General features: G+C 39.6%; 17 protein-coding genes. 11 read left to right on the top strand and 6 right to left on the bottom strand.

Annotated features, from left to right (window positions below; genetic code table 11):
• Positions 1 to 100 precede the first annotated feature (100 nt).
• From C9J42_RS01915 to C9J42_RS01930, 4 genes are all read left to right on the top strand, one after another.
• Positions 101 to 991, top strand: a complete 891-nt coding sequence (locus tag C9J42_RS01915) for a PHP domain-containing protein (RefSeq protein WP_107205673.1) — start codon at positions 101 to 103, stop codon at positions 989 to 991.
• Positions 991 to 1,611, top strand: a complete 621-nt coding sequence (locus C9J42_RS01920) for an L-threonylcarbamoyladenylate synthase (RefSeq protein ID WP_005370802.1) — start codon at positions 991 to 993, stop codon at positions 1,609 to 1,611. Before C9J42_RS01915 ends, C9J42_RS01920 begins: the two co-directional genes overlap by 1 nt.
• A gap of 340 nt (positions 1,612 to 1,951) precedes the next feature.
• Positions 1,952 to 3,082 (top strand): 23S rRNA pseudouridine(2605) synthase RluB, encoded by a 1,131-nt coding sequence (gene rluB, locus C9J42_RS01925; RefSeq protein ID WP_107205674.1) that lies wholly within the window; start codon positions 1,952 to 1,954, stop codon positions 3,080 to 3,082.
• A 161-nt stretch (positions 3,083 to 3,243) separates the two neighbouring features.
• The gene (locus C9J42_RS01930) at positions 3,244 to 4,140 is read left to right on the top strand and encodes a DMT family transporter (protein ID WP_233220718.1); all 897 of its coding nucleotides are present in this window, start codon (positions 3,244 to 3,246) and stop codon (positions 4,138 to 4,140) included.
• Between the two features lie 68 nt (positions 4,141 to 4,208).
• On the opposite strand, the gene C9J42_RS01935 is transcribed toward C9J42_RS01930, so the two are convergent.
• Positions 4,209 to 4,982 carry a YciK family oxidoreductase gene (locus C9J42_RS01935; RefSeq protein WP_107287031.1) on the bottom strand — a complete coding sequence of 258 codons (774 nt, stop codon included), beginning with the start codon at positions 4,980 to 4,982 and terminating at the stop codon, positions 4,209 to 4,211.
• Positions 4,983 to 5,250: 268 nt separating this feature from the next.
• On the opposite strand from C9J42_RS01935, the gene sohB reads away from it, so the two are divergent.
• Positions 5,251 to 6,312: a protease SohB gene (gene sohB / locus C9J42_RS01940; RefSeq protein ID WP_107301607.1), complete on the top strand. Its 1,062-nt coding sequence runs from the start codon at positions 5,251 to 5,253 to the stop codon at positions 6,310 to 6,312.
• 59 nt (positions 6,313 to 6,371) lie between these two features.
• Here the strand turns inward: sohB and C9J42_RS01945 are convergent, their stop codons facing one another.
• The gene (locus tag C9J42_RS01945) at positions 6,372 to 6,620 is read right to left on the bottom strand and encodes a YciN family protein (protein WP_107292032.1); all 249 of its coding nucleotides are present in this window, start codon (positions 6,618 to 6,620) and stop codon (positions 6,372 to 6,374) included.
• A 623-nt stretch (positions 6,621 to 7,243) separates the two neighbouring features.
• Between C9J42_RS01945 and topA the strand changes: the two genes are divergently transcribed.
• Positions 7,244 to 9,898 (top strand): type I DNA topoisomerase, encoded by a 2,655-nt coding sequence (gene topA, locus C9J42_RS01950; RefSeq protein WP_107292031.1) that lies wholly within the window; start codon positions 7,244 to 7,246, stop codon positions 9,896 to 9,898.
• A 102-nt stretch (positions 9,899 to 10,000) separates the two neighbouring features.
• Here topA and C9J42_RS01955 read toward each other — a convergent pair whose 3' ends face one another.
• Positions 10,001 to 10,780 carry a tRNA isopentenyl-2-thiomethyl-A-37 hydroxylase MiaE gene (locus C9J42_RS01955; RefSeq protein WP_107301608.1) on the bottom strand — a complete coding sequence of 260 codons (780 nt, stop codon included), beginning with the start codon at positions 10,778 to 10,780 and terminating at the stop codon, positions 10,001 to 10,003.
• Positions 10,781 to 10,871: 91 nt separating this feature from the next.
• Complete coding sequence (locus tag C9J42_RS01960) at positions 10,872 to 11,633, bottom strand: DNA repair protein (RefSeq protein ID WP_107205681.1); 762 nt, start codon at positions 11,631 to 11,633, stop codon at positions 10,872 to 10,874.
• Between the two features lie 392 nt (positions 11,634 to 12,025).
• On the opposite strand from C9J42_RS01960, the gene cysB reads away from it, so the two are divergent.
• The gene (cysB, locus tag C9J42_RS01965) at positions 12,026 to 13,000 is read left to right on the top strand and encodes an HTH-type transcriptional regulator CysB (protein ID WP_006647019.1); all 975 of its coding nucleotides are present in this window, start codon (positions 12,026 to 12,028) and stop codon (positions 12,998 to 13,000) included.
• 117 nt (positions 13,001 to 13,117) lie between these two features.
• The gene (locus C9J42_RS01970; protein ID WP_107245489.1) at positions 13,118 to 14,308 is read left to right on the top strand and encodes a methyltransferase; all 1,191 of its coding nucleotides are present in this window, start codon (positions 13,118 to 13,120) and stop codon (positions 14,306 to 14,308) included.
• A gap of 52 nt (positions 14,309 to 14,360) precedes the next feature.
• Here C9J42_RS01970 and C9J42_RS01975 read toward each other — a convergent pair whose 3' ends face one another.
• Both C9J42_RS01975 and tyrP read right to left on the bottom strand, forming a co-directional pair.
• The gene (locus C9J42_RS01975; RefSeq protein ID WP_107205683.1) at positions 14,361 to 16,328 is read right to left on the bottom strand and encodes a bifunctional diguanylate cyclase/phosphodiesterase; all 1,968 of its coding nucleotides are present in this window, start codon (positions 16,326 to 16,328) and stop codon (positions 14,361 to 14,363) included.
• Between the two features lie 259 nt (positions 16,329 to 16,587).
• The gene (gene tyrP / locus C9J42_RS01980; RefSeq protein ID WP_107290429.1) at positions 16,588 to 17,802 is read right to left on the bottom strand and encodes a tyrosine transporter TyrP; all 1,215 of its coding nucleotides are present in this window, start codon (positions 17,800 to 17,802) and stop codon (positions 16,588 to 16,590) included.
• Positions 17,803 to 18,226: 424 nt separating this feature from the next.
• Here tyrP and C9J42_RS01985 point away from each other — a divergent pair, with 424 nt between their 5' ends.
• From C9J42_RS01985 to potE, 3 genes are all read left to right on the top strand, one after another.
• Complete coding sequence (locus C9J42_RS01985; protein WP_107245488.1) at positions 18,227 to 19,447, top strand: CinA family nicotinamide mononucleotide deamidase-related protein; 1,221 nt, start codon at positions 18,227 to 18,229, stop codon at positions 19,445 to 19,447.
• Between the two features lie 235 nt (positions 19,448 to 19,682).
• Entirely contained in the window at positions 19,683 to 20,522 is an 840-nt protein-coding gene (locus C9J42_RS01990) for an META domain-containing protein (RefSeq protein ID WP_107205686.1), read from the top strand.
• A gap of 292 nt (positions 20,523 to 20,814) precedes the next feature.
• Positions 20,815 to 22,131 carry a putrescine-ornithine antiporter gene (gene potE, locus C9J42_RS01995; RefSeq protein ID WP_107205687.1) on the top strand — a complete coding sequence of 439 codons (1,317 nt, stop codon included), beginning with the start codon at positions 20,815 to 20,817 and terminating at the stop codon, positions 22,129 to 22,131.
• Positions 22,132 to 22,156 lie beyond the last annotated feature (25 nt).

Genomic DNA, 22,156 nt, shown 5'->3' on the forward strand with positions numbered 1-22,156 from the left:
ATCAGCTAAATGTACGTGATGCCTTTCAAGTAAGTATTGGATACTTGGTATCTACGTACTAGTAAACTAGTTCACGATTATAAAGTCAAGAATAAAACTTATGTTGTTTGATTTACATAGCCATACTACAGCGTCTGACGGTCGCTTAACGCCGCAAGAATTAGTTCGACGAGCCGTAGATATGCGGGTCGACATCCTGGCAATTACTGATCACGATACGGTTGCTGGCCTACATGAAGCGCATACTGTGATAGAGCAAGAAGCCTTGCCTATTACGTTAATTAACGGTATTGAAATCTCTACCGTGTGGCAAAACTTTGATATTCATATTGTTGGGCTTAATATAGACCCACAAAATCCAACGTTAGTGACGTTTATTGAACAGCAAGTAGAGCGTCGACTTGAACGTGCTAAAGAAATTGGTGCGCGACTTGAAAAAAACAGAATGCCAGGAGCATTTGAAGGCGCGGCTAAACTTGCGGGTGATGCATCGATCACTCGTGCACATTTCGCCCGTTGGATTGTTGAACAAGGTTATGCGAAAACCATGCAGGCGGTATTTAAGAAATTCTTAACACGCGGAAATCCGGGTTACGTACCACCAAACTGGTGCACTATCGCCGATGCTATTGATGTGATTCATGCCGCCGGTGGTAAAGCGGTTATTGCCCATCCAGGCCGTTATAATATGACGGCAAAATGGCTTAAGCGATTAATCCAGCATTTCATTGAAGCTGGTGGTGACGGTATGGAAGTATCACAGCCTCAGCAAGGGCCGCAAGAACGACGTACCTTAGGGGATTACGCCATACAATTTAATTTACTTGCTTCACAAGGGTCCGATTTTCATTACCAATCACCTTGGACTGAATTAGGACGTAATTTGTGGCTTCCTAAAGATGTTCCAGCGATTTGGCATGATTGGGAAGTTGAGAAAAAGCGAGTAGAGGTAGAAATTCAGGCTGAGCCTGCTGCCTCAAAGGAGGAATAATGAGTCAATTTTTTTATGTTCACCCAGAAACACCCCAAACGCGTTTGATTAAACAAGCGGTAGAAATTATTAAAAATGGCGGCGTTGTCGTTTATCCAACGGATTCTGGTTATGCCCTTGGTTGTCAGTTAGAAAACAAACAAGCATTAGAGCGTATTTGTCAGATCCGTCGTTTAAACGAAAAACACAACTTCACTTTGTTATGCCGCGATTTATCTGAGCTATCTTTGTACACCCGTGTTGATAATATCGCTTTCCGTCTTTTACGTAATAACACCCCTGGCGCATACACCTTTATATTTAAAGGAACAAAAGAAGTACCTCGCCGTTTAATGAATGCTAAGCGTAAAACGATTGGTATTCGTGTACCTGATAATGCGATAGCACTGGCGTTACTTGAAGCGCTAGGTGAGCCACTGATGTCAACCAGTCTTATTTTACCGGGTAATGAAACAACAGAAGCAGATCCCGATGAAATTCGCGATAAGTTAGAACATGCTGTTGATTTGATTATGCATGGTGGTTACTTAGGTGAGCAGCCAACAACAGTGATTGATTTCAGTGAAGGTGAAATTAATATTGTGCGAGTTGGTGCAGGTGATGTGACACCGTTTGAATGATCTAGAACGTTCTAAACCTAGGTAAATCTAATAAAAGCAAATAGTTAGTTTCTAGCTGTTTGCTTTTTTGTTTTTATTCCTATTTTATTGGTTTGATTTTCCTGTAACTAACCTCGCAATCGACTATCTTTTTATAGCTAACTTTGCCGTTTTTTGACATAATGCGCGCCCACATTCTGATAAAAAGTGAGTTGCTAATGCCTCACACAGAATCCAAATTAATGCTATTCGCATAAATGGTTTTGGTTAAGTAACAGTCTGATTTTAAATTGGAAAATATTATCCGGAATCTTTTGATGAGTATTTCGACGCCTGTGAAGGCGACAAAGGTTTGTCTATAATGAGTGAAAAATTACAGAAGGTATTGGCACGAGCTGGCCAAGGATCACGTCGTGAAATCGAATTAATGATCCAAAACGGTCGAGTCAGTGTTGATGGTGTCGTTGCTAAACTTGGCGATCGTCTTGAAGATTTATCAGTAAGTGTTCGTATTGATGGTCATAACATTGAGCTGATCTCTTCTGATGAAGAAATTTGCCGTATTCTTGCTTACAACAAGCCAGAAGGTGAGCTATGTACTCGTCACGACCCTGAAGGCCGCCGTACTGTATTTGATCGTCTTCCTCGCTTAAACACAGGTCGCTGGGTATCAGTAGGCCGTCTTGATGCGAACACCTCAGGTTTATTGTTGTTCACAACAGACGGTGAACTTGCTAACCGCTTAATGCACCCAAGCCGCACGGTTGAACGTGAATACATGGTTCGTGTATTTGGTGAAGTGACTGAGCAAATGGTAAAGAACGTTGTTAAAGGTGTTGAACTAGAAGATGGTTTAGCACGTTTTGAAGATGTTGTTTACGCTGGTGGTGAAGGTATGAACCATACCTTCTACGTAGTGATCACTGAAGGTCGTAACCGTGAGGTTCGTCGTTTATGGGATTCGCAAGGTGTTACTGTTAGCCGTCTTAAGCGTGTTCGTTACGGTGATGTTTACCTAACGAAAGATATGCCTCGTGGTGGTTGGAGTGAGCTTGAACTAAAAGAAGTGAATGAACTTCGTGCAACAGTTGAGCTTCCGCCTGAGACTGAAACAGCATTAACTGTTGAAGGTCAAAAGCGTAAAAAAGGCATTCGTCAGATCCGTCGTGCTGTTCGTCGTCACGAAGAGCGTGTAGAAACGGGCGGTGCTCGCGGTCGTCGTGGTCGTGGTAACGATCGTCGTAACCCTGGCTCTAGTCGTAATGCTGAAGTTGAAGCTCAATCAAACGAGCATCGTGGTAATGGTCGTTCACAACCAGCAAAAGGTCGTGATAATCGTGACAGTCGCGATAACGGTAAGCCACAATCAGCAGGTCGCCCACAAACATCGGGTAAACCGCAATCATCAGGTAAGCGTAAGCCTTCAGGAAATGCAGCAAATCGCCGTAATCCTTTAGCCAATAAGCCTGCTAAGCCACGTACTCGTAAGTAATTGGTTTAGACTAAATGAATAATTAAAAGCCGACCTAGTGTCGGTTTTTTTGTATCCGGTAAATGACGTGGTATAACTCAAAGAGCAACGGAGTAAAAAGTGTGAATATTGCTGTGGTGCACTTTTCTGTGAAGGGATGCTAAACATATAACGAATAGCCAGTGAGTATAGCAATGTTAGATGCATTGAAAGAGCAACAACGGGGACGATTGATCACGGTCTTTGGCGTGATGGTATTAAGTTTTGATACGCTACTTGTGCGTTTAATTGATAGTAATGAATGGACATTAATTTTCTGGCGTGGCTTCTTACCTGCTGCCATGTTGTTTATTGTGCAGTGGTTTTCAGATAAAAAACTGATCACGCAACATTTACTGCGTCCATCGCTATTAACTTTAATTACTGCTGGACTATTTAGCGCATCGACCATTTGTTTTGTGTTGTCACTGAATAATACCCAAGTGGCCAGTACGTTAGTTATTACCAATACAGCACCTTTATTTACGGCTGTGATTGGTTTCTTCTTCTTAAAAGAGAAGTTAGATAAGGCAACGATCTTTGCGATCATTATTGCTGTGGGTGGGATAGGGTTAGTGTTCGGCTATCATCCCACTGTTGACGAGTTGAGAGGCGATTCGCTTGCTTTGGTTTCTGCTGTTGCGATAGCTGTCTATCTTGTAGCACTTCGTAAGACCCAAGGGCAATTAGGCTCGATTTATATAATTCTGGCTGGTGTATTTACATCGATTATTTCGCTTTCTGTTGGCGCTAAACCGTTCGCACTGGATATGCAACATGCTATTTATATGTTCTTACTCGGTGGTGTTGTGATCCCATTGTCTTTCTATTTGATTGCACATGGGCCACGTTATTTACCCGCAGCTGAAACCAGTTTGATCTTGTTACTGGAAGTGCTTTTTGGTCCGTTGTTGGTATGGTTGATCATTGGTGAAACACCGACAGACAATGTGTTATTAGGCTCAGCGGTTGTGGTACTGACCTTGTCTTGTTTATTTGCTTGGCAGTGGCGAAAACAACTTAAAACACAAAGTCACTAACACTAGATTTAGCTGTAAAAAAGCCGACAATTGCGTCGGCTTTTTTGTTTATATCTCAATGAACAGCTTTATTCTTCTTCACAATGACTGTAAGACGATGTTGGCTTAGGCTGAGCATCGATACATTTACCAGAAACATGGCGGCTTTCTGGGCCCATTAGATATACATATAGCGGTATGATATCTTTTGGTGTTTTAAGCTGCTTTGCATCTTCTGCTGGGAAGGCTTTGGCTCGCATTCCTGTTCTTGTTCCGCCAGGATTAATCGCATTTACCTTTACATTGGTGTTGCTTAATTCATCAGCAAGGACTTGCATCATGCCCTCGGTTGCAAATTTTGAAATAGCATAACTGCCCCAAAATGCACGACCACTATGACCAACGGTTGATGTTGTGAAAATAATTCTGCCATCGGACGATTTCTTGATAAGCGGAATAACAGCTTGAGTTAATAAAAACTGTGCTTTCACATTGACTTGCATGACATCATCAAAGGTCGATTCTTCAATTTGTTCTAGTGGGCTAAGTACGCCCAAGATCCCTGCGTTATGTAATACACCATCTAGGCGACCAAATTGTTGCTCGATGGTATCCACCATATCGAGATAGTGTTGTTTAGTCGCACCCATTAAATCTAAAGGGATAATCGCTGGCTTTGTGTAGCCCAGAGTTTCAATTTCATCATAAACAGCTTCAAGTTTTGCGACTGTTCTACCGAGTAAAATAACCGTTGCACCATGGGCTGCATATTGAATAGCGGCTTCGCGTCCAATGCCATCACCGGCACCTGTTACTAAAATGACACGATCTTTAAGAGAATCAGCAGCATTATGGTATTCCACGTTAGCATCCTTCTAATGTTGATTTTTCTTGTTTTTTGGCTGATTATTCGCCGAAGAACCCCACCAAGTATTGAGCTTGGTAACAATATAGATTACTACTAAACAAAACATATCAGAATTTACTCGCTGATTAAATTTCCTTTCATCTTAAGACGTGATCTATAAACCGATTCATTACCTTTTTCTGAAAGAGAAGATAGCGATAAACGTGATAACACAGTTACAATAACGGTTGGCACTTTTTACTGCCAACAAAGAGGATTGGATATTGGAATTTTTATTTGATTATGGACTATTTTTCGCCAAAATCGCGACAGTGGTTGTTGCGATTGTTGGTGTATTGGTACTAGTAAAAGCATTGAATGGTCGTCATGGTTCGCAGAAAGGTGAACTGGAAGTGAGCGATCTGACAGAACAATACAAAGACACTGTAAACCAACTTGAATCTCACTTATTTGATAAAGCGTTATTAAAAGCTCGCGATAAAGCGGATAAGAAATTAGAGAAAGAAAAAGATAAAGCACGCCAACAAGAAGTGAAACAAGCGGCTAAAAATGGCAGCTTAGAAACATCACGTGATCCTCGTTTATTTGTTATTGATTTCCACGGTAGTATTGATGCGCGTGAAGTATCGTCATTACGTGAAGAGATCACGGCAATTCTGGCGGTTGCTATCGAAGGTGATGAAGTGCTATTACGCTTAGAAACGGGCGGCGGTATGGTACATGGTTATGGTTTAGCATCATCTCAACTTGATCGTTTAAAAGCGGCAGGTATTAAGCTGACTATTGCAGTTGATAAAGTAGCAGCAAGTGGTGGCTATATGATGGCATGTGTTGCTGATAAAATTGTTTCAGCACCGTTTGCAATTGTTGGCTCAATTGGCGTGATCGCTCAATTACCTAACTTTAATAAGGTATTGAAAAAGAACGATATTGACTACGAGCAAATCACAGCTGGTGAGTTTAAACGTACATTAACTATGTTTGGTGAGAATACTGATAAAGCACGTGAAAAATTCCAGATGGAAATCGAAGAAACTCATGGCTTATTTAAGAATTTTATTGCCGCTCACCGCCCAGATCTCGATCTTGAAAAAGTGGCAACGGGCGAGCATTGGTTCGGCCAACAAGCATTTGAATTAGGCTTGGTTGATCAGATCTCAACCAGTGATGATTTGATCACTGAAGCATGTAAAGACCGTGAAGTACTTAAAGTAAAATACGTACGTCGTAAGAAGCTTACCGAGAAACTAGCAGGCGCATCAAGCGAAGCTGCGGATAGTTTACTGATGAAGTGGGTTGCGCGTGGTCAGCGTCCATTTATGTAAGTATTTATACTCGTAGATTAAAAACCCGCTTGATGCGGGTTTTTTTATTCTCATCCGTTTTAGCTTGCTAGCGTAAACTGAGGAGAGAGTTTGTGTGCGAGCATTTTGAACATATTGAAAACAACAGTGGTGTTTGGTGTTGGTAATCCTTCATTATCAAGGAAATATTCACCTTTGAAAATTAATACACCATCGCGCTCTTCTACAGAAGTTGCACGCATCCCGTCAATATAAGACTCTTGATCTTGAATGATTTGGTTAGCAATCATTAGTAAATCAGTTGATGAAATTGGTTTTTTATCACTCATAGTAAAGTCTCAAACAATCGAATAGCCTGCATAGTCTATTTAACTTAATTGAATAAAACAAATAAACAAAAGTGTAGAGTGTTTATTATTTAATCAATATTAAGGTTTGTTTTGTTTTAATGTCTTTAATTGTGTGACCAAAGACATAAAAAATTTTTTTACGCTAGTCAGTGATATTAGATAAATGGTAATGATCTGCGTAAATTCATACCCAATTTATTTTGTGGTAGCGAATTGCTTTTGTAAAACAACATTATTATTCGACTATATCGTTTTAAATCAAACTGTTATTTGATAGTTTGTTACATTGCATTTACGTTACACATTTTGTTAACAATTGGGGAAGGTGCAACCAAACAGACAGATTTCGTTAAAAAGCAGTTGACCTTCTTGTATTCTAGCCCAATATGTAAATAGAATTTTACGTAGCGGCAATGAAATTTTTCATTGCAAAAATGTTTGATTACGAAAAAGATCATAGGCAATCATATTAATTCACTGCTCCTATCTTTTTATGATTAGTGACTTAATGAGATTGGTTGAATGTTGCTGAATTACTCCGTAATACAGTAGCAATTTTTTATTTTTATATTTAGCGAGCACGAGGACGTAATAGAGTCATTATGGGTAAATCTCTCGTTATCGTGGAGTCCCCCGCCAAGGCTAAAACGATTAATAAGTACTTGGGTAAGGATTTCATTGTTAAGTCAAGTGTTGGTCACGTTCGTGATTTACCAACAGGTGCACGTAGTAATGGCAAGAAAGCCGCGGCAACATCGACCAAAGGGTTGAGTGTTGAAGAAAAAGCACGCATCAAGCAAAAGAAAGACCGTAAAGCGCTGATCAGTAAAATGGGGGTTGATCCTTATGATGATTGGAACGCGCATTACGAAGTGCTTCCGGGTAAAGAAAAAGTCGTTAGTGAATTACAAAAACTAGCAGCAGATGCTGACTATGTTTATCTCGCAACCGATTTGGACCGCGAAGGAGAAGCCATTGCGTGGCACCTTCGTGAGATCATCGGTGGCGATGATGCACGCTATAAGCGCGTTGTGTTCAACGAAATTACGAAGAATGCAATTCAGCAGGCCTTTGAAGAGCCTGGTGAACTTAATATTGATGGTGTAAACGCACAGCAAGCACGTCGTTTCTTAGACCGTGTTGTTGGCTTTATGGTTTCACCATTATTGTGGAAAAAAGTCGCTCGTGGTTTATCTGCAGGTCGTGTTCAGTCTGTAGCGGTGAAATTAATCGTTGAACGTGAACGCGAAATTAATGCTTTTGATCCTGAAGAGTTTTGGGATATCCACGCTGACACACTAACAGTTGGTAAAGATGCGTTACGTTTAATGGTGGCTCAACAGGCGGGTAAAACATTCCGTCCTGTTAATGAAAAAGACACCATGGCTGCAAAAGCGTTACTTGAAAAAGCAGCGTACGAAGTGATTGATCGTGAAGATCGTCCAACTAGCAGTAAACCATCAGCGCCATACATTACCTCAACACTGCAACAAGCGGCGAGTACGCGCTTAGGTTATGGTGTTAAGCGTACAATGGGCTTAGCGCAACGTTTATATGAAGCGGGTCACATTACCTACATGCGTACTGACTCAACCAACCTTTCTAAAGAAGCGGTTGAATCAGCACGTGAGTTTATTGGTAGTGAGTATGGCGATGAATATTTGCCAAAAGCGGCCAATGTTTATGGCAGTAAGAAAAATGCCCAAGAAGCGCACGAAGCGATTCGTCCTTCTCATGTAGAAATGAAAGCTGAAAACCTTGAAGGTATGGAAGCTGATGCGGTTAAGTTATACGACTTAATTTGGCGTCAATTCGTATCATGTCAGATGGTGCCAGCGAAATACGATTCGAGCACGATTACGGTAAAAGCGGGTGACTTTAGCTTAAAAGCGAAAGGTCGTACGTTACGTTTTGCAGGTTGGACACTAGTACAGCGTCCATCGGGTAAAAATGAAGACACTACGCTGCCTATGGTTAACGTGGGCGACGTATTGAAACTAGAACAACTCGAGCCTAAGCAACACTTTACTAAGCCGCCAGCGCGCTTTACAGAAGCAGCATTGGTTAAAGAGCTAGAAAAGCGTGGCATTGGTCGACCATCAACTTACGCATCTATTATTTCAACGATTCAAGATCGTGGTTATGTGCGTGTTGATCAGCGTCGTTTTTATGCTGAGAAGATGGGTGAGATTGTTTCTGATCGCTTAGATGGTAGTTTCCCTGATTTGATGGATTTCGATTTTACTGCCCGTATGGAAGGTAATCTCGATAAAATCGCTGAAGGTGAGAAAAACTGGAAGAAAGTGCTTGATGAGTTCTTCTCTGATTTCACCACTGAGCTTGAAAAAGCTGAGCTTGATGAATCAGAAGGCGGCATGAAGCCTAACAATATCGTATTAACCGATATTGAATGTCCAACGTGTTCTCGCCCAATGGGTATTCGTACCGCATCAACGGGTGTATTCCTTGGTTGTTCAGGTTATGCGCTACCACCTAAAGAGCGTTGTAAAACAACGATCAATTTAGGTAACGAAGACGGCATTGTTAACGTTCTTGAAGAAGACGTTGAAACAGCGGCATTACGTGCCAAAAAACGTTGTCCGATTTGTAGTACCGCAATGGACGCCTACCTGATCGACAAAGATCGTAAACTACACGTTTGTGGTAATAACCCAAGCTGTGAAGGTTACATTGTTGAAAAAGGTGAGTTCAAGCTTAAAGGCTATGAAGGTCCTGTTATCGAATGTGACAAGTGTGGTTCTGATATGGAACTGAAAAACGGTCGCTTCGGTAAATACATGGGCTGTACTAACGAAAGCTGTAAGAATACGCGTAAGATCCTGAAAAATGGTGAAGTTGCGCCACCGAAAGAAGATCCAGTACATCTTCCAGAAATACCTTGCACGCAAGATACTGATGCTTACTTTGTACTTCGTGACGGTGCGTCTGGTTTGTTTATGGCAGCAAGTACGTTCCCTAAATCACGTGAAACACGTGCGCCGTTAGTGGAAGAGCTAGTACGCTTTAAAGATCGTCTATCGCCTAAGTTTACTTACCTAACTGAAGCGCCAGTGGCCGATCCAGATGGTCTACCAACTGTGGTTCGTTTTGCTCGTAAGAGTAAAGAAAACTACGTGCGTTCTGAGATTGACGGTAAGCCTTCAGGTTGGACTGCACTTTACGTCGATGGTAAGTGGGAAATCACGGACAAGCGTAAAAAACCAAAGAAAGAGAAAGCAGAAAAAGAGACAAAGTAATCTTTATTTCTCGCTAATAAAAACGCCATCAGTGAAAGCTGATGGCGTTTTTGTTTTTAGCGAACAAAACATCAAATAGTGGTGATGAGTGTAAATATAAGCTTATTCAGGTACGCCACTATGGAAACGGAAAGTGTTATCAGGCGCTTGAATGAGCTCTGCTTCTTTTGCGCCAATCGCATTGACACGCTCATTGATATCCTGACCCGCAATTTTTTCAGCAAGCGTTAAATAATCTTGATAATGGCGAGCTTCTGAGCGTAATAGCGAGATATAAAACTTTTTGAGTTCAGGATCTAAATAAGGCGCTAATTTGGCAAAACGTTCACAAGAGCGCGCTTCAATGTAAGCACCAACGATGAGCTTATCGATTAATGTTGCTGGTTCATGGGTACGTACTGCTTTCATTAAACCTTTGGCGTAACGCCCCGCATGCAAGTTAGAGTAGGGAATATCACGGTTTTCCATGATCTCTAACACTTGCTCAAAATGGTGAAATTCTTCTTTAATTAAGCGCACCATTTTTTCAATCAGTTCTTCACCATAAGGAAAGTCAGGACGCGCGATCAATGGTGCAGACAAGCCATTTTTTTTGCTATGAAATAGCGCAGTAGAGCGATTTGCACCGCCATAAACGAAATCTTCATAAGGCTTTGCCCATGCAAGTAGTACTTCACCACTGGCTTTATCAACTGCGTATTTACGTACCATGAACATCGCCGTTTGGCTGGCTTTTAGTTCACAGTTACAGTGATCGACTAACAATGCCGTTAGGTTTTCTGGTTTACGTGCCTCTTCAATCCAGCTATCAGGCGTTTCACATTGAAGAAATTGTTTAATGGGCGTTAGTAGCTCATTGATCATCTGTTGTGTGTTATCCATAAGGCGTATCTTTTTATTGTTATAAGACGTAAAAAAAGGCCGCTACTGCGACCTTGGTAGATGAAGCTATTTTAAGCCAAAGTAAATCAAATCACCATTTACGCTTTGGCTGGAATAAGACATCGAGATCGTCTTGGTCTTTATCGAGCTGTTGTTGACGTTCTTGCTCATAGTTCATTGATTGCTTGTTATCAATTTCATCAAGCATCAGCTGCAGTTTTTCTCGTGCTTGGTTAGCATAGTTGTCATTTTTAGCTGAAAGTACATCAATGCCTTTTTTAAGTAATTGCTTTGCTGTACCAATTTGTCCTTTAATTCGTGCTTCATTCGCGCGCTTAACGACATTTTCAATATTAATACGCAGTTGAATCGACTCTAAACGGGCATTCTCATTAACAAATGCCTGAGTACCCATACGTCCCTTACTGTGCTCACTTTTGATCACTGTCTTCAAACGTTTGACAAGCTGTAGCATACCAATCGCTTGTTTGTCCGTATTCGGCACTTTAAAAGGGGTAATGTCGGCATTACTGTAGTTAGCTTCTAAATGGGTAATTTGCTCGCTGACATTTTTTATACGGTGAGTCAAAGAGCGATCATTAGGGGATGCTTCAGACATTTGTTGTAAAGCATCAACAATACGTTGGTTTAAGCAGACCAATAATTCTTTGCTGTAAGGCAGATGATGCGCATTACCGATTAACTCTTCAGTCGCATCAATAATCGCAATATGCTTAGCCAATTCTTGTTGCTTGATCGACTCTAAACGCTGGCGATATTGAATAATAACGTTGTAGCCAACAATAAGCGCAAGTAACAGACCAACAAGGCCTATAACTAAAGGAATACTCATAAGATATATCTATCTTCCATGCATTAATCTTGAATATTGCAGGATACACTATCTCTAAAAAACAGCCTAGTGAGATGATTATTAAATAGGAGCTTTGTTCAAATCGATATGTAATTTGTGCTGTGCGGCAAATTTAGGCGTAACAAAATTTCCCGAAAGTTGCTTATTATGTGTGCTTGTTGAAATGTTGAGATATTTTACCGGTCTTGATTTATTGTCAAAACATTGAGTTAGGTAACTAAAAAACAAACAAATGCTATGAAATTAACTGGTTTCAATATATAAAATGTTAATTACATGGTTGCATTCTTATACCTGTCTCATTAAATACCATAAGGGCTTGATGGATGTGGTGTGAAAGGTAACGGATTATTGAGTAGGCAGGCGGTACCATGAAATTACAACAGCTACGCTATATTGTTGAGGTGGTTAATCACAACCTTAACGTTTCATCGACGGCTGAGAGTTTATATACTTCTCAGCCCGGTATTAGTAAACAAGTTCGATTGCTCGAAGATGAACTTGGCATTCAGATTTTCGAACGAAGTGGTAAGCATTTAACCCAAGTAACACCTGCTGGTGAAGAAATTGTTCGTATTTCACGTGATATTCTATCAAGAGTGGAAAGCATCAAAGCGGTAGCCGGTGAACATACTCACCCTGAAATGGGAACGCTAAACATTGCGACAACCCATACCCAAGCACGCTATGCTTTGCCATCGGTGATTCAAGGTTTTACAGCACGATACCCGAAAGTATCATTACATATGCATCAAGGAACGCCATCTCAAATTGCTGATGCCGTTGGTAAAGGTCGTTCAGATTTTGCGATTGCGACAGAAGCTCTGCATTTATATCAAGATATGATCATGTTGCCATGTTATCACTGGAATCGTTCAATCGTGGTTCGTAGTGATCATCCATTAGCAACCAAAACAAATATTACTATTCACGATTTAGCCGCTTATTCTCTTGTGACGTATGTTTTTGGTTTTACTGGACGCTCAGAGCTTGATAGTGCGTTTAATCGTTCAGGCTTGACGCCTAAGATTGTATTTACGGCAACAGATGCGGATGTCATTAAAACTTACGTACGTTTAGGCATTGGTGTTGGTGTCATCGCCAGCATGGCAATGGACCCTGAAACAGATAAAGATTTAGTTGCCATTGATGCCAGTCATATTTTTGAAGCGAGTACGACCAAGATAGGCTTTAAGAAAGGTACATTCTTGCGTACCTATATGTATGACTTTATGGAACGTTTTGCACCTCACTTGACACGTAATGTGGTTGATCAAGCAATAGCATTAAAGACTAATGGTGAAATTGAAGCAATGTTTGCTTCTTTTGACTTACCAGTAAGATAACTTTTTTGTTATCTATTTTTAAAACCGCCACTCTTGGCGGTTTTGTTGTTTATGGGAAGGCGTATTTAGGTATACACTAACGCCCCTTGTTTTTATGTACCTTGAAGTTGTTACTTTATGACTTGCTATGCCAACACTTTTCACCAATTAGATACGTTATTGACGAAAAATAGACAATATTGGCAGTTTGTTCCTTTTGCTGATGAGGGGTTTACATGGCAACAGCAACACCCTGAATTTTGTCAATGGTTACAGTTTATTGATGATCAAAGTTTGCAGCAGTTAAATCAAGATCATGACGCACTATTAGCAGCGTTTGACCCCTGGATCCCTGATGCCAAAATTTTAGCGGATTTAGCGAAAACGCCGTCGTTATTAAAAACAGAATATGCGTACCCTAAAAATTTTGATACAGGTATTCCTGGGCGTAAATGGCAACAAATCACCGCATTTAATCATGTATTGCCACGCCTGAATGTACCGTGGCTTGAATGGTGCGCGGGAAAAGGCTTTCTAGGGCGCGTATTATCAATTACCCACCAACAGCCTGTCACTAGTTTAGAATGGCAACCGCAATTATGTGTAGATGGTGAAGCTGCGGCGAAACAATTGGGCTTAGATATCCATTTTGTTCAAGGCGATGCGTTTGATGTAAGCAGCCAGCAATATATTAAAGAGCAGCAACATGCTGTTGCACTGCATGCATGTGGTGACTTGCATGTGTCGCTCATAAAACAAGTTGTGGCAAAAAAAGGAAAGGCGGTGAGCCTATCTCCGTGTTGCTATCACTTGATCCAAGATTCACATTATCAGCCGTTATCAACGGTTGCAAAATCGAGCCAGCTACAGTTATCTAAGCATGACTTACGTTTACCGTTGCAAGAGACAGTAACGGCTGGAAATCGCGTTAAGCAACTTCGGTTTGTTGAGGTTAGTTTTCGGTTAGGGTTTGATTTATTACAGCGAAAAATTAATCAATCTAGTACTTACTTACCTGTCCCTAATGTACAAAAAGCGTTATTAGGTGAAGGTTTTAAATCTTTTTGTTGTTGGGCTGCAGATCAGAAAGGGATTGTATTACCCGCTAACATTGACTTCGATTATTGGCAGCAACAGGGCGAACAACGTTTTGCGATAACAGAGCGGATGGAGCTAGTCCGTCAATTGTTTCGTCGACCATTAGAATTATGGTTAGTGCTTGATCGTGTTTGCTATCTTGAAGAATTTGGCTATGACGTATCGTTAGGGACATTCTGCGAAAAACAAATGACACCAAGAAATTTATTGATTCACGCAGAACGTTGCTAATGTTTTATGGGCAATATAATACCACCGTGAAATCACGGTGGTATTACTGATATTAGTGAGGCTGAGTTTGTTTTTTCGTCAGTAGAGTCGAAAGAATTCCCTTCTCTAATTCGCTAACAGAGAGGGGCTTATTAAAGTAATAGCCTTGGCAATAATTGAAATTACAGCTTTGGATATATTCTAGCTGCTCTTTCGTTTCAACCCCTTCAGCGACCACTTTAAGATTGAGCTTATTACAAATGGCTTTTGTTGCTTCAACGATTGCTTTCCCACTGTCGTGCTCATTTTGAACAAAACTTTGATCTAGTTTAACAGTACTGATTGGAAGGTTTTGCAATTGTGATAACGATGAGTACCCAGTTCCAAAATCATCAAGATAAAGCTCAAAGCCCAGTGCAGCAATAGCCTCTAAACACGACATAGCCTCACTGAATTCTTGCAGCATGGCAGATTCTGTTATTTCTAAAGCTACTTGAGCTGGGTCTATATTATACTCTTCAATAATTAACTTTAGCTCATCTAAAAGAGACATTTTTAGTTGCGCACGAGATAAATTAATACTCATGATTAACTTGGTATCGTATTGTTGATTCCACTCTTCCAATTGTTTACAAGCGCTTCTCAGCACCCAAGAGCCAATAGGGATAATTTGCCCAGTTTCTTCTGCCAATGGAATAAATTCAGCAGGAGAGACATGACCTAAAGAGTCGTCATGCCAGCGAATAAGCGCTTCAAAACCTTTTAACAACATTGTATTAAGATCAATTATAGGTTGATAATACAATTCAAAGTCTTTAATTTCAAGTGCTTGAGATAAGTGATGGCGTAGTGCATTTTTACGATACAGCGTTTCTGCCAAATGAGGCTGGAAATGATAGCTACAGTTGCGACCATGCTTTTTAGCACAATGCATTGCCATGTCAGCTTGAGTAATTAAGGTTTCAAAACTATTGGCATCTTTAGGGTATTGCGCAGTACCGATACTGCATCCAATCGATATTTCACCAATATTTTTGATATAGAAAGGGCTGTTTAGTGCCGAAATTATCTCTTGGGTTAGTTGAACTAAATTAGGGATATATCGATCTTCAACTTGGATTATAAATTCATCACCACCAAAACGGGCGACAAGCCCTCGTCCTCTTATTGTATCTAATAACCTAATTGCAACTGCTCTTAATAACTTATCACCAATAGCGTGACCATAAGTATCGTTAATCAGTTTAAAGCTATCGAGATCAAGAAATAATAAATGGTACGGAAATGAAGAATGATGGCTAGCTTTTAGTGCCGTAGAAATACCGCGTCGATTCATCAGCCCAGTTAAAAAATCGTGCTCAGCATTATAACGTTCGCGCTGTAAATTTTCTTTTTCTTTAGAAATATTAACAACTTGAAGTAGGAGTTGAGATTTATCAGATAGCCATTTAGTTTCAATGTTAAACCAAATATGACTTTTTCCTGTCCAACATAATCGGCTATGTTTAAGGTTTAGGTTATTTTTTGCGTCAGATATCCATTGTTGGGCAATATCAATGTCGCCAACAAAGGATGCTAAGTTACTGAGATCTGAACCATAGTTTTTGGTAAACACGGTATTGGCACTCACCAAATTACCTTGCTCATTAAATAGCAGCGCTAGATTAGAGTAATCAGAAAAAGCAAGTTCACGTCGAATACTTGATTCATCACCAACCACTTCCACAAGCATTGCAATACGTTTATCAGGCAAATTGATACCAGAGAAAATGCAAAGCAAGTTTTTGCCTACCTTTCTTGGATCTAAATGCCACCAGGTTTTGATTGTTTTATTTTGTTTAAATGTTTCGCGGTACTCTTCTAATGTTGCTTCTACTGCGGCTGACATATCTTTGCCAAGATCGCGCGATCGAAGTTCGTCGTGAGAGGAAGACTCCCATAAAGGAAGTGCTTTGTCGTTAGCCCAAATGATTTGTTTGTGGTCAAAATCAAAAATCCAAATAGGACTTTGAAGATGATTAAAAGGCGAGTAAATATCCATCACCAATATCTTTTTAATTATTATGTGAGGTGATTTTAACTGACATACAAACAACAGAATATAAAATTTTCTATAAATACGTGATATTACTCCACAAAATTATGCTTTGCATGCAAGCTTTTGTATAACAAATAAGTCGCTTTTAGGCGGATTTAACTTATTGTAATAAAATGTTTTTACTGTTTAATTATATTCTTTAAATGAAAAGGAATAAGAAAGTAACAACATTACTTTCTTATTATCCAAGTTCATTTAGCGATTATCCAACAGCTGGAATTAAGCCGACCATTTGTAAGGCCTGCGCAGATATAATTAAAACACCCGCCATTGTCACAATAATTAAGCCAAAATTACCACCCTTCACTTTATAAGGTGAAATTTCATTAGATATATTATGCTTTTTTCTCTGAGATCTAACCATTGCGACAGGTAAAAATATCGCCAAAATAACTAAAGCAATGGCTGCGTATCCTAGCGCCATAATAAAGCCTTGTGGGTAAAAGATAGCAAAAGCAAGGGGAGGTAAGAAGGTGATCATGCCCGTTTGCATACGACCACTGGCATTACTTGAACGTTTCAAGCTATCAGCCATAAAGTCAAATAACCCTAAACTCACACCTAAAAAAGATGTTGCTAATGCAAGATCTGCGAAAATAGAGACAGATTGGCTCACCATAGGGTTATGGAGTAAATCGCTTAAACTCGCAATAAAACTGCCCAATGTTGTGCTTGCCATTAACTCTGGTTGGCTCATTACACCTTGACTTGCTAATTGCCATAAAACGTAGATAAAAAGAGGCAGTGCTGAGCCAATAATCATGACTTTCTTTAACGTTTTTATATCAATGCCTATGTAACGCACGATCGATGGAATACTGCCGTGGAAACCAAAAGAGGTAAAAACAACAGGTAATGCTGATAAAATTAAGCCTTTTTGTACTGGCATTTCAACAAGGTGTTGTCCTTCAACATGCGGAACTAATAACCCCAGCATGACAGCTAGCGCAATAATTTTTGCAGCAAAAAGTAAGCGGTTTACTAAATCAACAGTATGAGTGCCAACAGAAACTATCGCGGCAATTAAAAGTGTAAATAATAATGCGCCTAATTGTGGCGGAATGGATGTATTAAACCAGCCACTTAACTTCTCACTTAACTGACCACCACCACCTGCAATGTAGGCTGCACATAAAGAATAAAGCAGAAAGATCATGGCAAAATTAGCAATGATTTGTCCTTTGCGACCAAGAAGTTGTTGAGCCAAAGTATTTAATGTCGCATTGGTATCTGAATGTTGATGAACTTCAATCATCAATAAAGCGGTGTAAGTCATTAGTGCCCACATGCCGAACATGGCAACTAATGCGGTGGTAAACCCAAGTCCAGCAGAAGCGAGAGGAAGGGCTAACATTCCAGCACCAATAGTTGTACCAGCAATAATAAGCATACTGCCGAGTGTTTTATTTAAAGCCATTTGTGTTGCTCCCAGAGGTAAATAATTAGATCGGGAGGTGGTCGTTATTGATCACCTATCGTTGCTCACTATGAAAATAGAGGCCACAGAGGCGTATCGAGATGAGTGTAAAGTTTTGATTACATCTTGATAATAGCCACTGTGGCTATCGATAGGTATGTGCTGTCGAGGTATACTTCATTAAATTTGCTCTAACTGTTCTTTACTAGTGGATGTGTTGATTTTAATAGCGTATTTCACTACAAGGTCACATTAACGATAGATATCTCTTCTGTCAACATTAGTTTAATGAATGTAAATAAATATTTACACTGATTGGTGTGGAGATTAATTGTGTGATTTATGAAAGGAAGGCTGTATAACAAATGATCTAAAGCATAGACTAATAACAATCAATATTCGGTGGATGATGCAGAGGGATAGGATGCTTGAAATTACAATGATAAGTACCGGTGAAGAGGTCTTACTGGGTGATATAACAGATACTAATGCAACGTGGTTATCTCGTCTTTTTTTTCAACATGGCTTTCCAATGACACGTCGAATAACTGTTGGTGATCATTGTGAGCGAATAGCAAAAGAAATTGAGTCATGCAGTTTTAATAGCGATATTGTTATTGTTAATGGTGGACTAGGGCCTACAAGTGATGATTTAAGTGCTGCCGCGGCGGCAATGGCTGCTGATGTTGGCTTGGAGCAATCTGAGCATTGGGTTTCGGAGATGAAAGCAAAATATAAAAAGCTAAATCGAGAAATGCCTGTGGCTAATTTGAAGCAAGCAATGCTACCTGAAGGGGCTGAATTAATCGATAACCCTGTTGGCACTGCCTGTGGCTTTTCAATTAAATTAAATCGTGCTTGGATATGTTTTACTCCAGGCGTTCCCAGTGAATTTAAGTTTATGGTTAAAGAGAAAATACTGCCATATTTACAATTACACTATCCTCAGATCCAATCGTTGCACTGTCATCGATTATTTACCTATGGTTTGTCAGAGTCCGGAATAAGTGACACCTTGAAGCATATCGTTTTACCGCACGGTTATGAATTGGGGTACCGTTCTTCATTACCCTTTATTGAGGTGAAACTATTCGCACCATCAAATGATCGCTATGCACTAGAACTATTAAATAAAATGGAACGATTGCTAGGCGATAACATTGTGGGAAAAAATTTGAGCTTACTTGATAACCTTGAATATCTCATTGAAAAAAAGCAGAAAAAAATGGGTTTGTCGGAGTGTTCAACAGGCGGTTTTGTAGTCAATTGGCTTAATCAAAAATGTAAGTTAAGCGAATACATTGTATCTGCCACCGTCAACCATAATGCTATGAAAGAAGAGAACAGTTTAGAAACGTTAGTGAGTGAAATAGATAAGCAACTGTCTCTCATTTATAGCCACTCAAAGGTTGATATTGGCTTATATTCTGGCGCTATAGTAGAAGATTGTTTTACTGTAGGGATAATCACTTTGGAAGGTCGGTGGATCCAACAATTACAGTTTAAGCGTGAATACACATATAACGATCAACGCGCGATTATTGCCACAGTGCTTCTTGATATGCTTCGTCGTCAACTGGAAGGGATTAACGTTTTTGGTCACTATGAATCGTTAAATAGAAGATTGAAAAAACATAGTCTATAACTGCTAGGTTAACCTATATTACAGTTTATGAATCATAGCGTTGACAAGTAAAATGCAAGCATAATATTGGCATAGATTATAAAGATTGCGCCTTATTTTGAATGCTGTATTATTAGGTTGTATTAAGAGAAAATAATTGCAAATCAGTATCCTATCTTTCTGATAGTGAAGTTAACTGAGTAACATATTTCGTTGCTATGGTTATGATTTGAAAATCGCAAAGGATAGAAGATAAATGACTTTTAAATTAAAAAAGCTAGCGTTAGCCACTTCAGTTGTACTTTCTGCATTCATGCTACAAGCTTGTAATGATGCTGACACTGCGGCAAATCACAACCAGCAGCAAACAGAATCAACGGCTAAAACAGAGAAAGCTGAGATGAAATCATTAGATGTTAATGTTATTTACCTTGATCGCCGTATGCTACCACCAGGTGCTGTGTTAAAAGTTGCATTAGAAGATGTGTCTCTTGCTGATGCGCCCTCAACGACAATTACAAGTGAATCAATGGACGTTGCCGGTGCGCCGCCATACCCTGTAGCACTTCAATATGACGCTGCGAAAATTCAAAATAATCATCGCTATAGCTTACGTGCAACCATTAAGGTTGGTGATAAGCTAGTCATGACTTCAACAACAAGCATTGACCCATTTGCAGCAGACGTAAAACAGCCTATAGAGATTAAATTAGACCGTGTTGCTCATCAGCCAAATGAAACAACAGAGAATACTCCGTTAGTTGGTCATAAATGGGATTTAGTGACGCTTGAAGGTGAAACTGTAAAACCTGGTGCTGGTGGTAATGTGGCATTTATCCAATTTGATATGGATAATAAATCGGCTCATGGTTTTTCTGGCTGTAATAACTTCCAAGGCTCATTTGAAACATCTAATGGCACATTAACGATGGGGCCTGCAGCTGCAACACGTAAAATGTGTATGGATGGTATGGAGCTAGAAAAGTCATTTTTAGAAACTATGCCTAGTTTTGCAAGCTATGTAATTGTTGATAATGTACTTACAGTGAAAGATAAGCAAGGAAATCAGGTTGCGACCTTTAAAAATGGTAAGTAAGACTTAATATAATAAATATTAAAACTTAATAGATTGATAGAGCGCGTAAATTGTAATTACTAATTACATTTACGCGCTTTTTTATTATGTGATATAAATCACCGTCACATATCCTAAATAAGACTGTAATAAAAACTTATTATTTTTTTTAGGCATTCTAAGAATATACATCTATTCTATTATTATGTTTATTTGTACTACCTTAAATTTACTCATTACTAATTAAAGGATTATATAAATAATTTAAACTTAAATTTTAATATAATTAATAACTTAGAAGGTTGATTATTTTATGAGTTCTACCAGTAACAAAATGGGGTTAATGGGTTTAACAACCATTGTCACCGTTAATATGATGGGATCCGGGATAATATTATTACCATCAAGTCTTGCTGTAACAGGAGGTATAGCCCTATTAGCATGGGTTGTTACAGCATTAGGTGCACTTGCAATTGCTTATGCTTTTGCAAAGTGTGGAATGTATTGTACGGATGATGGCGGGATGTCCGCATATGCTGAAAAAGCACATGGTAAATCCAGTTTTTTTATTGCTTCTTATACTTACTATGTGTGTTTAGTTATTAGTGCGGTTGCGATTGCTGTATCGTGTGTCGGGTATTTAGAGTATTTTATCCCGTGGTTAAAAGAGACTCCAATTCATACTTTTTTTGGAGTTATTGCTATTTTAATTATCACTATGTTTGCCAATGCTAGAGGTGCAAGAATAACAGGGCGAATATCTACAGTTACTGTATGGGGGATCATAATTCCCGTACTTGGTTTATCACTTATTGGTTGGTTCTGGTTCGACCCGAAAATTTTCTCGGAAGCTTGGAACCCGCATGGTGTCTCGGTCGGTAGTGCTGTTTATTCTGGTATGGCGTTAACGCTGTGGGCTTTCTTAGGAATAGAATCAGCAGGGGCTAACTCAGGTACTGTTGAAAACCCTAAACGTAATGTGCCTCTTGCCTGTATGCTCGCCACCGTTTTTTCTGCAGCAACATATATTGCGTCTACAACTGTTATTCAAGGTATTATTCCTAACGATATTTTAGCTAAATCAGATTCCCCTTTTGGTCTTGTTTTTGCTCAGATGTTTAACCCATTCGTTGGGGAGATTATTACTGCAATGGCAATTCTGGCCTGTGTTGGTTCACTGCTTGGTTGGCAGTTCACCAATGCCCAAGTCTCGAAAGTTGCTGCTGATATGCGATTATTTCCAAAGATTTTCTCTGATGTAAATAAGCATGATGCGCCGTTTAAAGGCATGATGATTATGCTAGCTTTAGAATTATCGCTGGCTGTGATGACTATTTCCCCAACCTTATTAAAACAATTTAACGTCTTGGTTAATTTAGCCGTGTTTATCAATATGGTGCCATATATTCTATCACTTACAGCTCTTGGTATAATTATGAAGCAGGCTAATGTAAGTCAGAAAGAATATAACACGGGCATATTAGTCGGATCTGTTGCTGTTATTTACAGTATTTATGGTGCGTACTCTACAGGTGAGGAAGCCGTATTCTATGGCGCCGTTATTACATTATTTGGTTATTTCTTCTATGGGTTCATCGCTAGCCGAGATGCAGTTCCTAATAAAACATAAATGTTGGCATTTAATTTATAAACAC

This window comes from Photobacterium sp. GB-56, assembly GCF_003026105.1.
Classification (GTDB): domain Bacteria; phylum Pseudomonadota; class Gammaproteobacteria; order Enterobacterales; family Vibrionaceae; genus Photobacterium.

Bases quoted from the DNA above. Each gene is read 5' to 3' on its own strand.
- C9J42_RS01915 (WP_107205673.1), top strand. From the start codon at position 101: ATGTTGTTTGATTTACATAGCCATACTACAGCGTCTGACGGTCGCTTA.
- C9J42_RS01920 (WP_005370802.1), top strand. From the start codon at position 991: ATGAGTCAATTTTTTTATGTTCACCCAGAAACACCCCAAACGCGTTTG.
- rluB (WP_107205674.1), top strand. From the start codon at position 1,952: ATGAGTGAAAAATTACAGAAGGTATTGGCACGAGCTGGCCAAGGATCA.
- C9J42_RS01945 (WP_107292032.1), bottom strand. From the start codon at position 6,620: ATGAGTGATAAAAAACCAATTTCATCAACTGATTTACTAATGATTGCT.
- topA (WP_107292031.1), top strand. From the start codon at position 7,244: ATGGGTAAATCTCTCGTTATCGTGGAGTCCCCCGCCAAGGCTAAAACG.
- C9J42_RS01955 (WP_107301608.1), bottom strand. From the start codon at position 10,780: ATGGATAACACACAACAGATGATCAATGAGCTACTAACGCCCATTAAA.
- C9J42_RS01960 (WP_107205681.1), bottom strand. From the start codon at position 11,633: ATGAGTATTCCTTTAGTTATAGGCCTTGTTGGTCTGTTACTTGCGCTT.
- cysB (WP_006647019.1), top strand. From the start codon at position 12,026: ATGAAATTACAACAGCTACGCTATATTGTTGAGGTGGTTAATCACAAC.
- C9J42_RS01970 (WP_107245489.1), top strand. From the start codon at position 13,118: ATGACTTGCTATGCCAACACTTTTCACCAATTAGATACGTTATTGACG.
- C9J42_RS01975 (WP_107205683.1), bottom strand. From the start codon at position 16,328: ATGGATATTTACTCGCCTTTTAATCATCTTCAAAGTCCTATTTGGATT.
- tyrP (WP_107290429.1), bottom strand. From the start codon at position 17,802: ATGGCTTTAAATAAAACACTCGGCAGTATGCTTATTATTGCTGGTACA.
- C9J42_RS01985 (WP_107245488.1), top strand. From the start codon at position 18,227: ATGCTTGAAATTACAATGATAAGTACCGGTGAAGAGGTCTTACTGGGT.
- C9J42_RS01990 (WP_107205686.1), top strand. From the start codon at position 19,683: ATGACTTTTAAATTAAAAAAGCTAGCGTTAGCCACTTCAGTTGTACTT.
- potE (WP_107205687.1), top strand. From the start codon at position 20,815: ATGAGTTCTACCAGTAACAAAATGGGGTTAATGGGTTTAACAACCATT.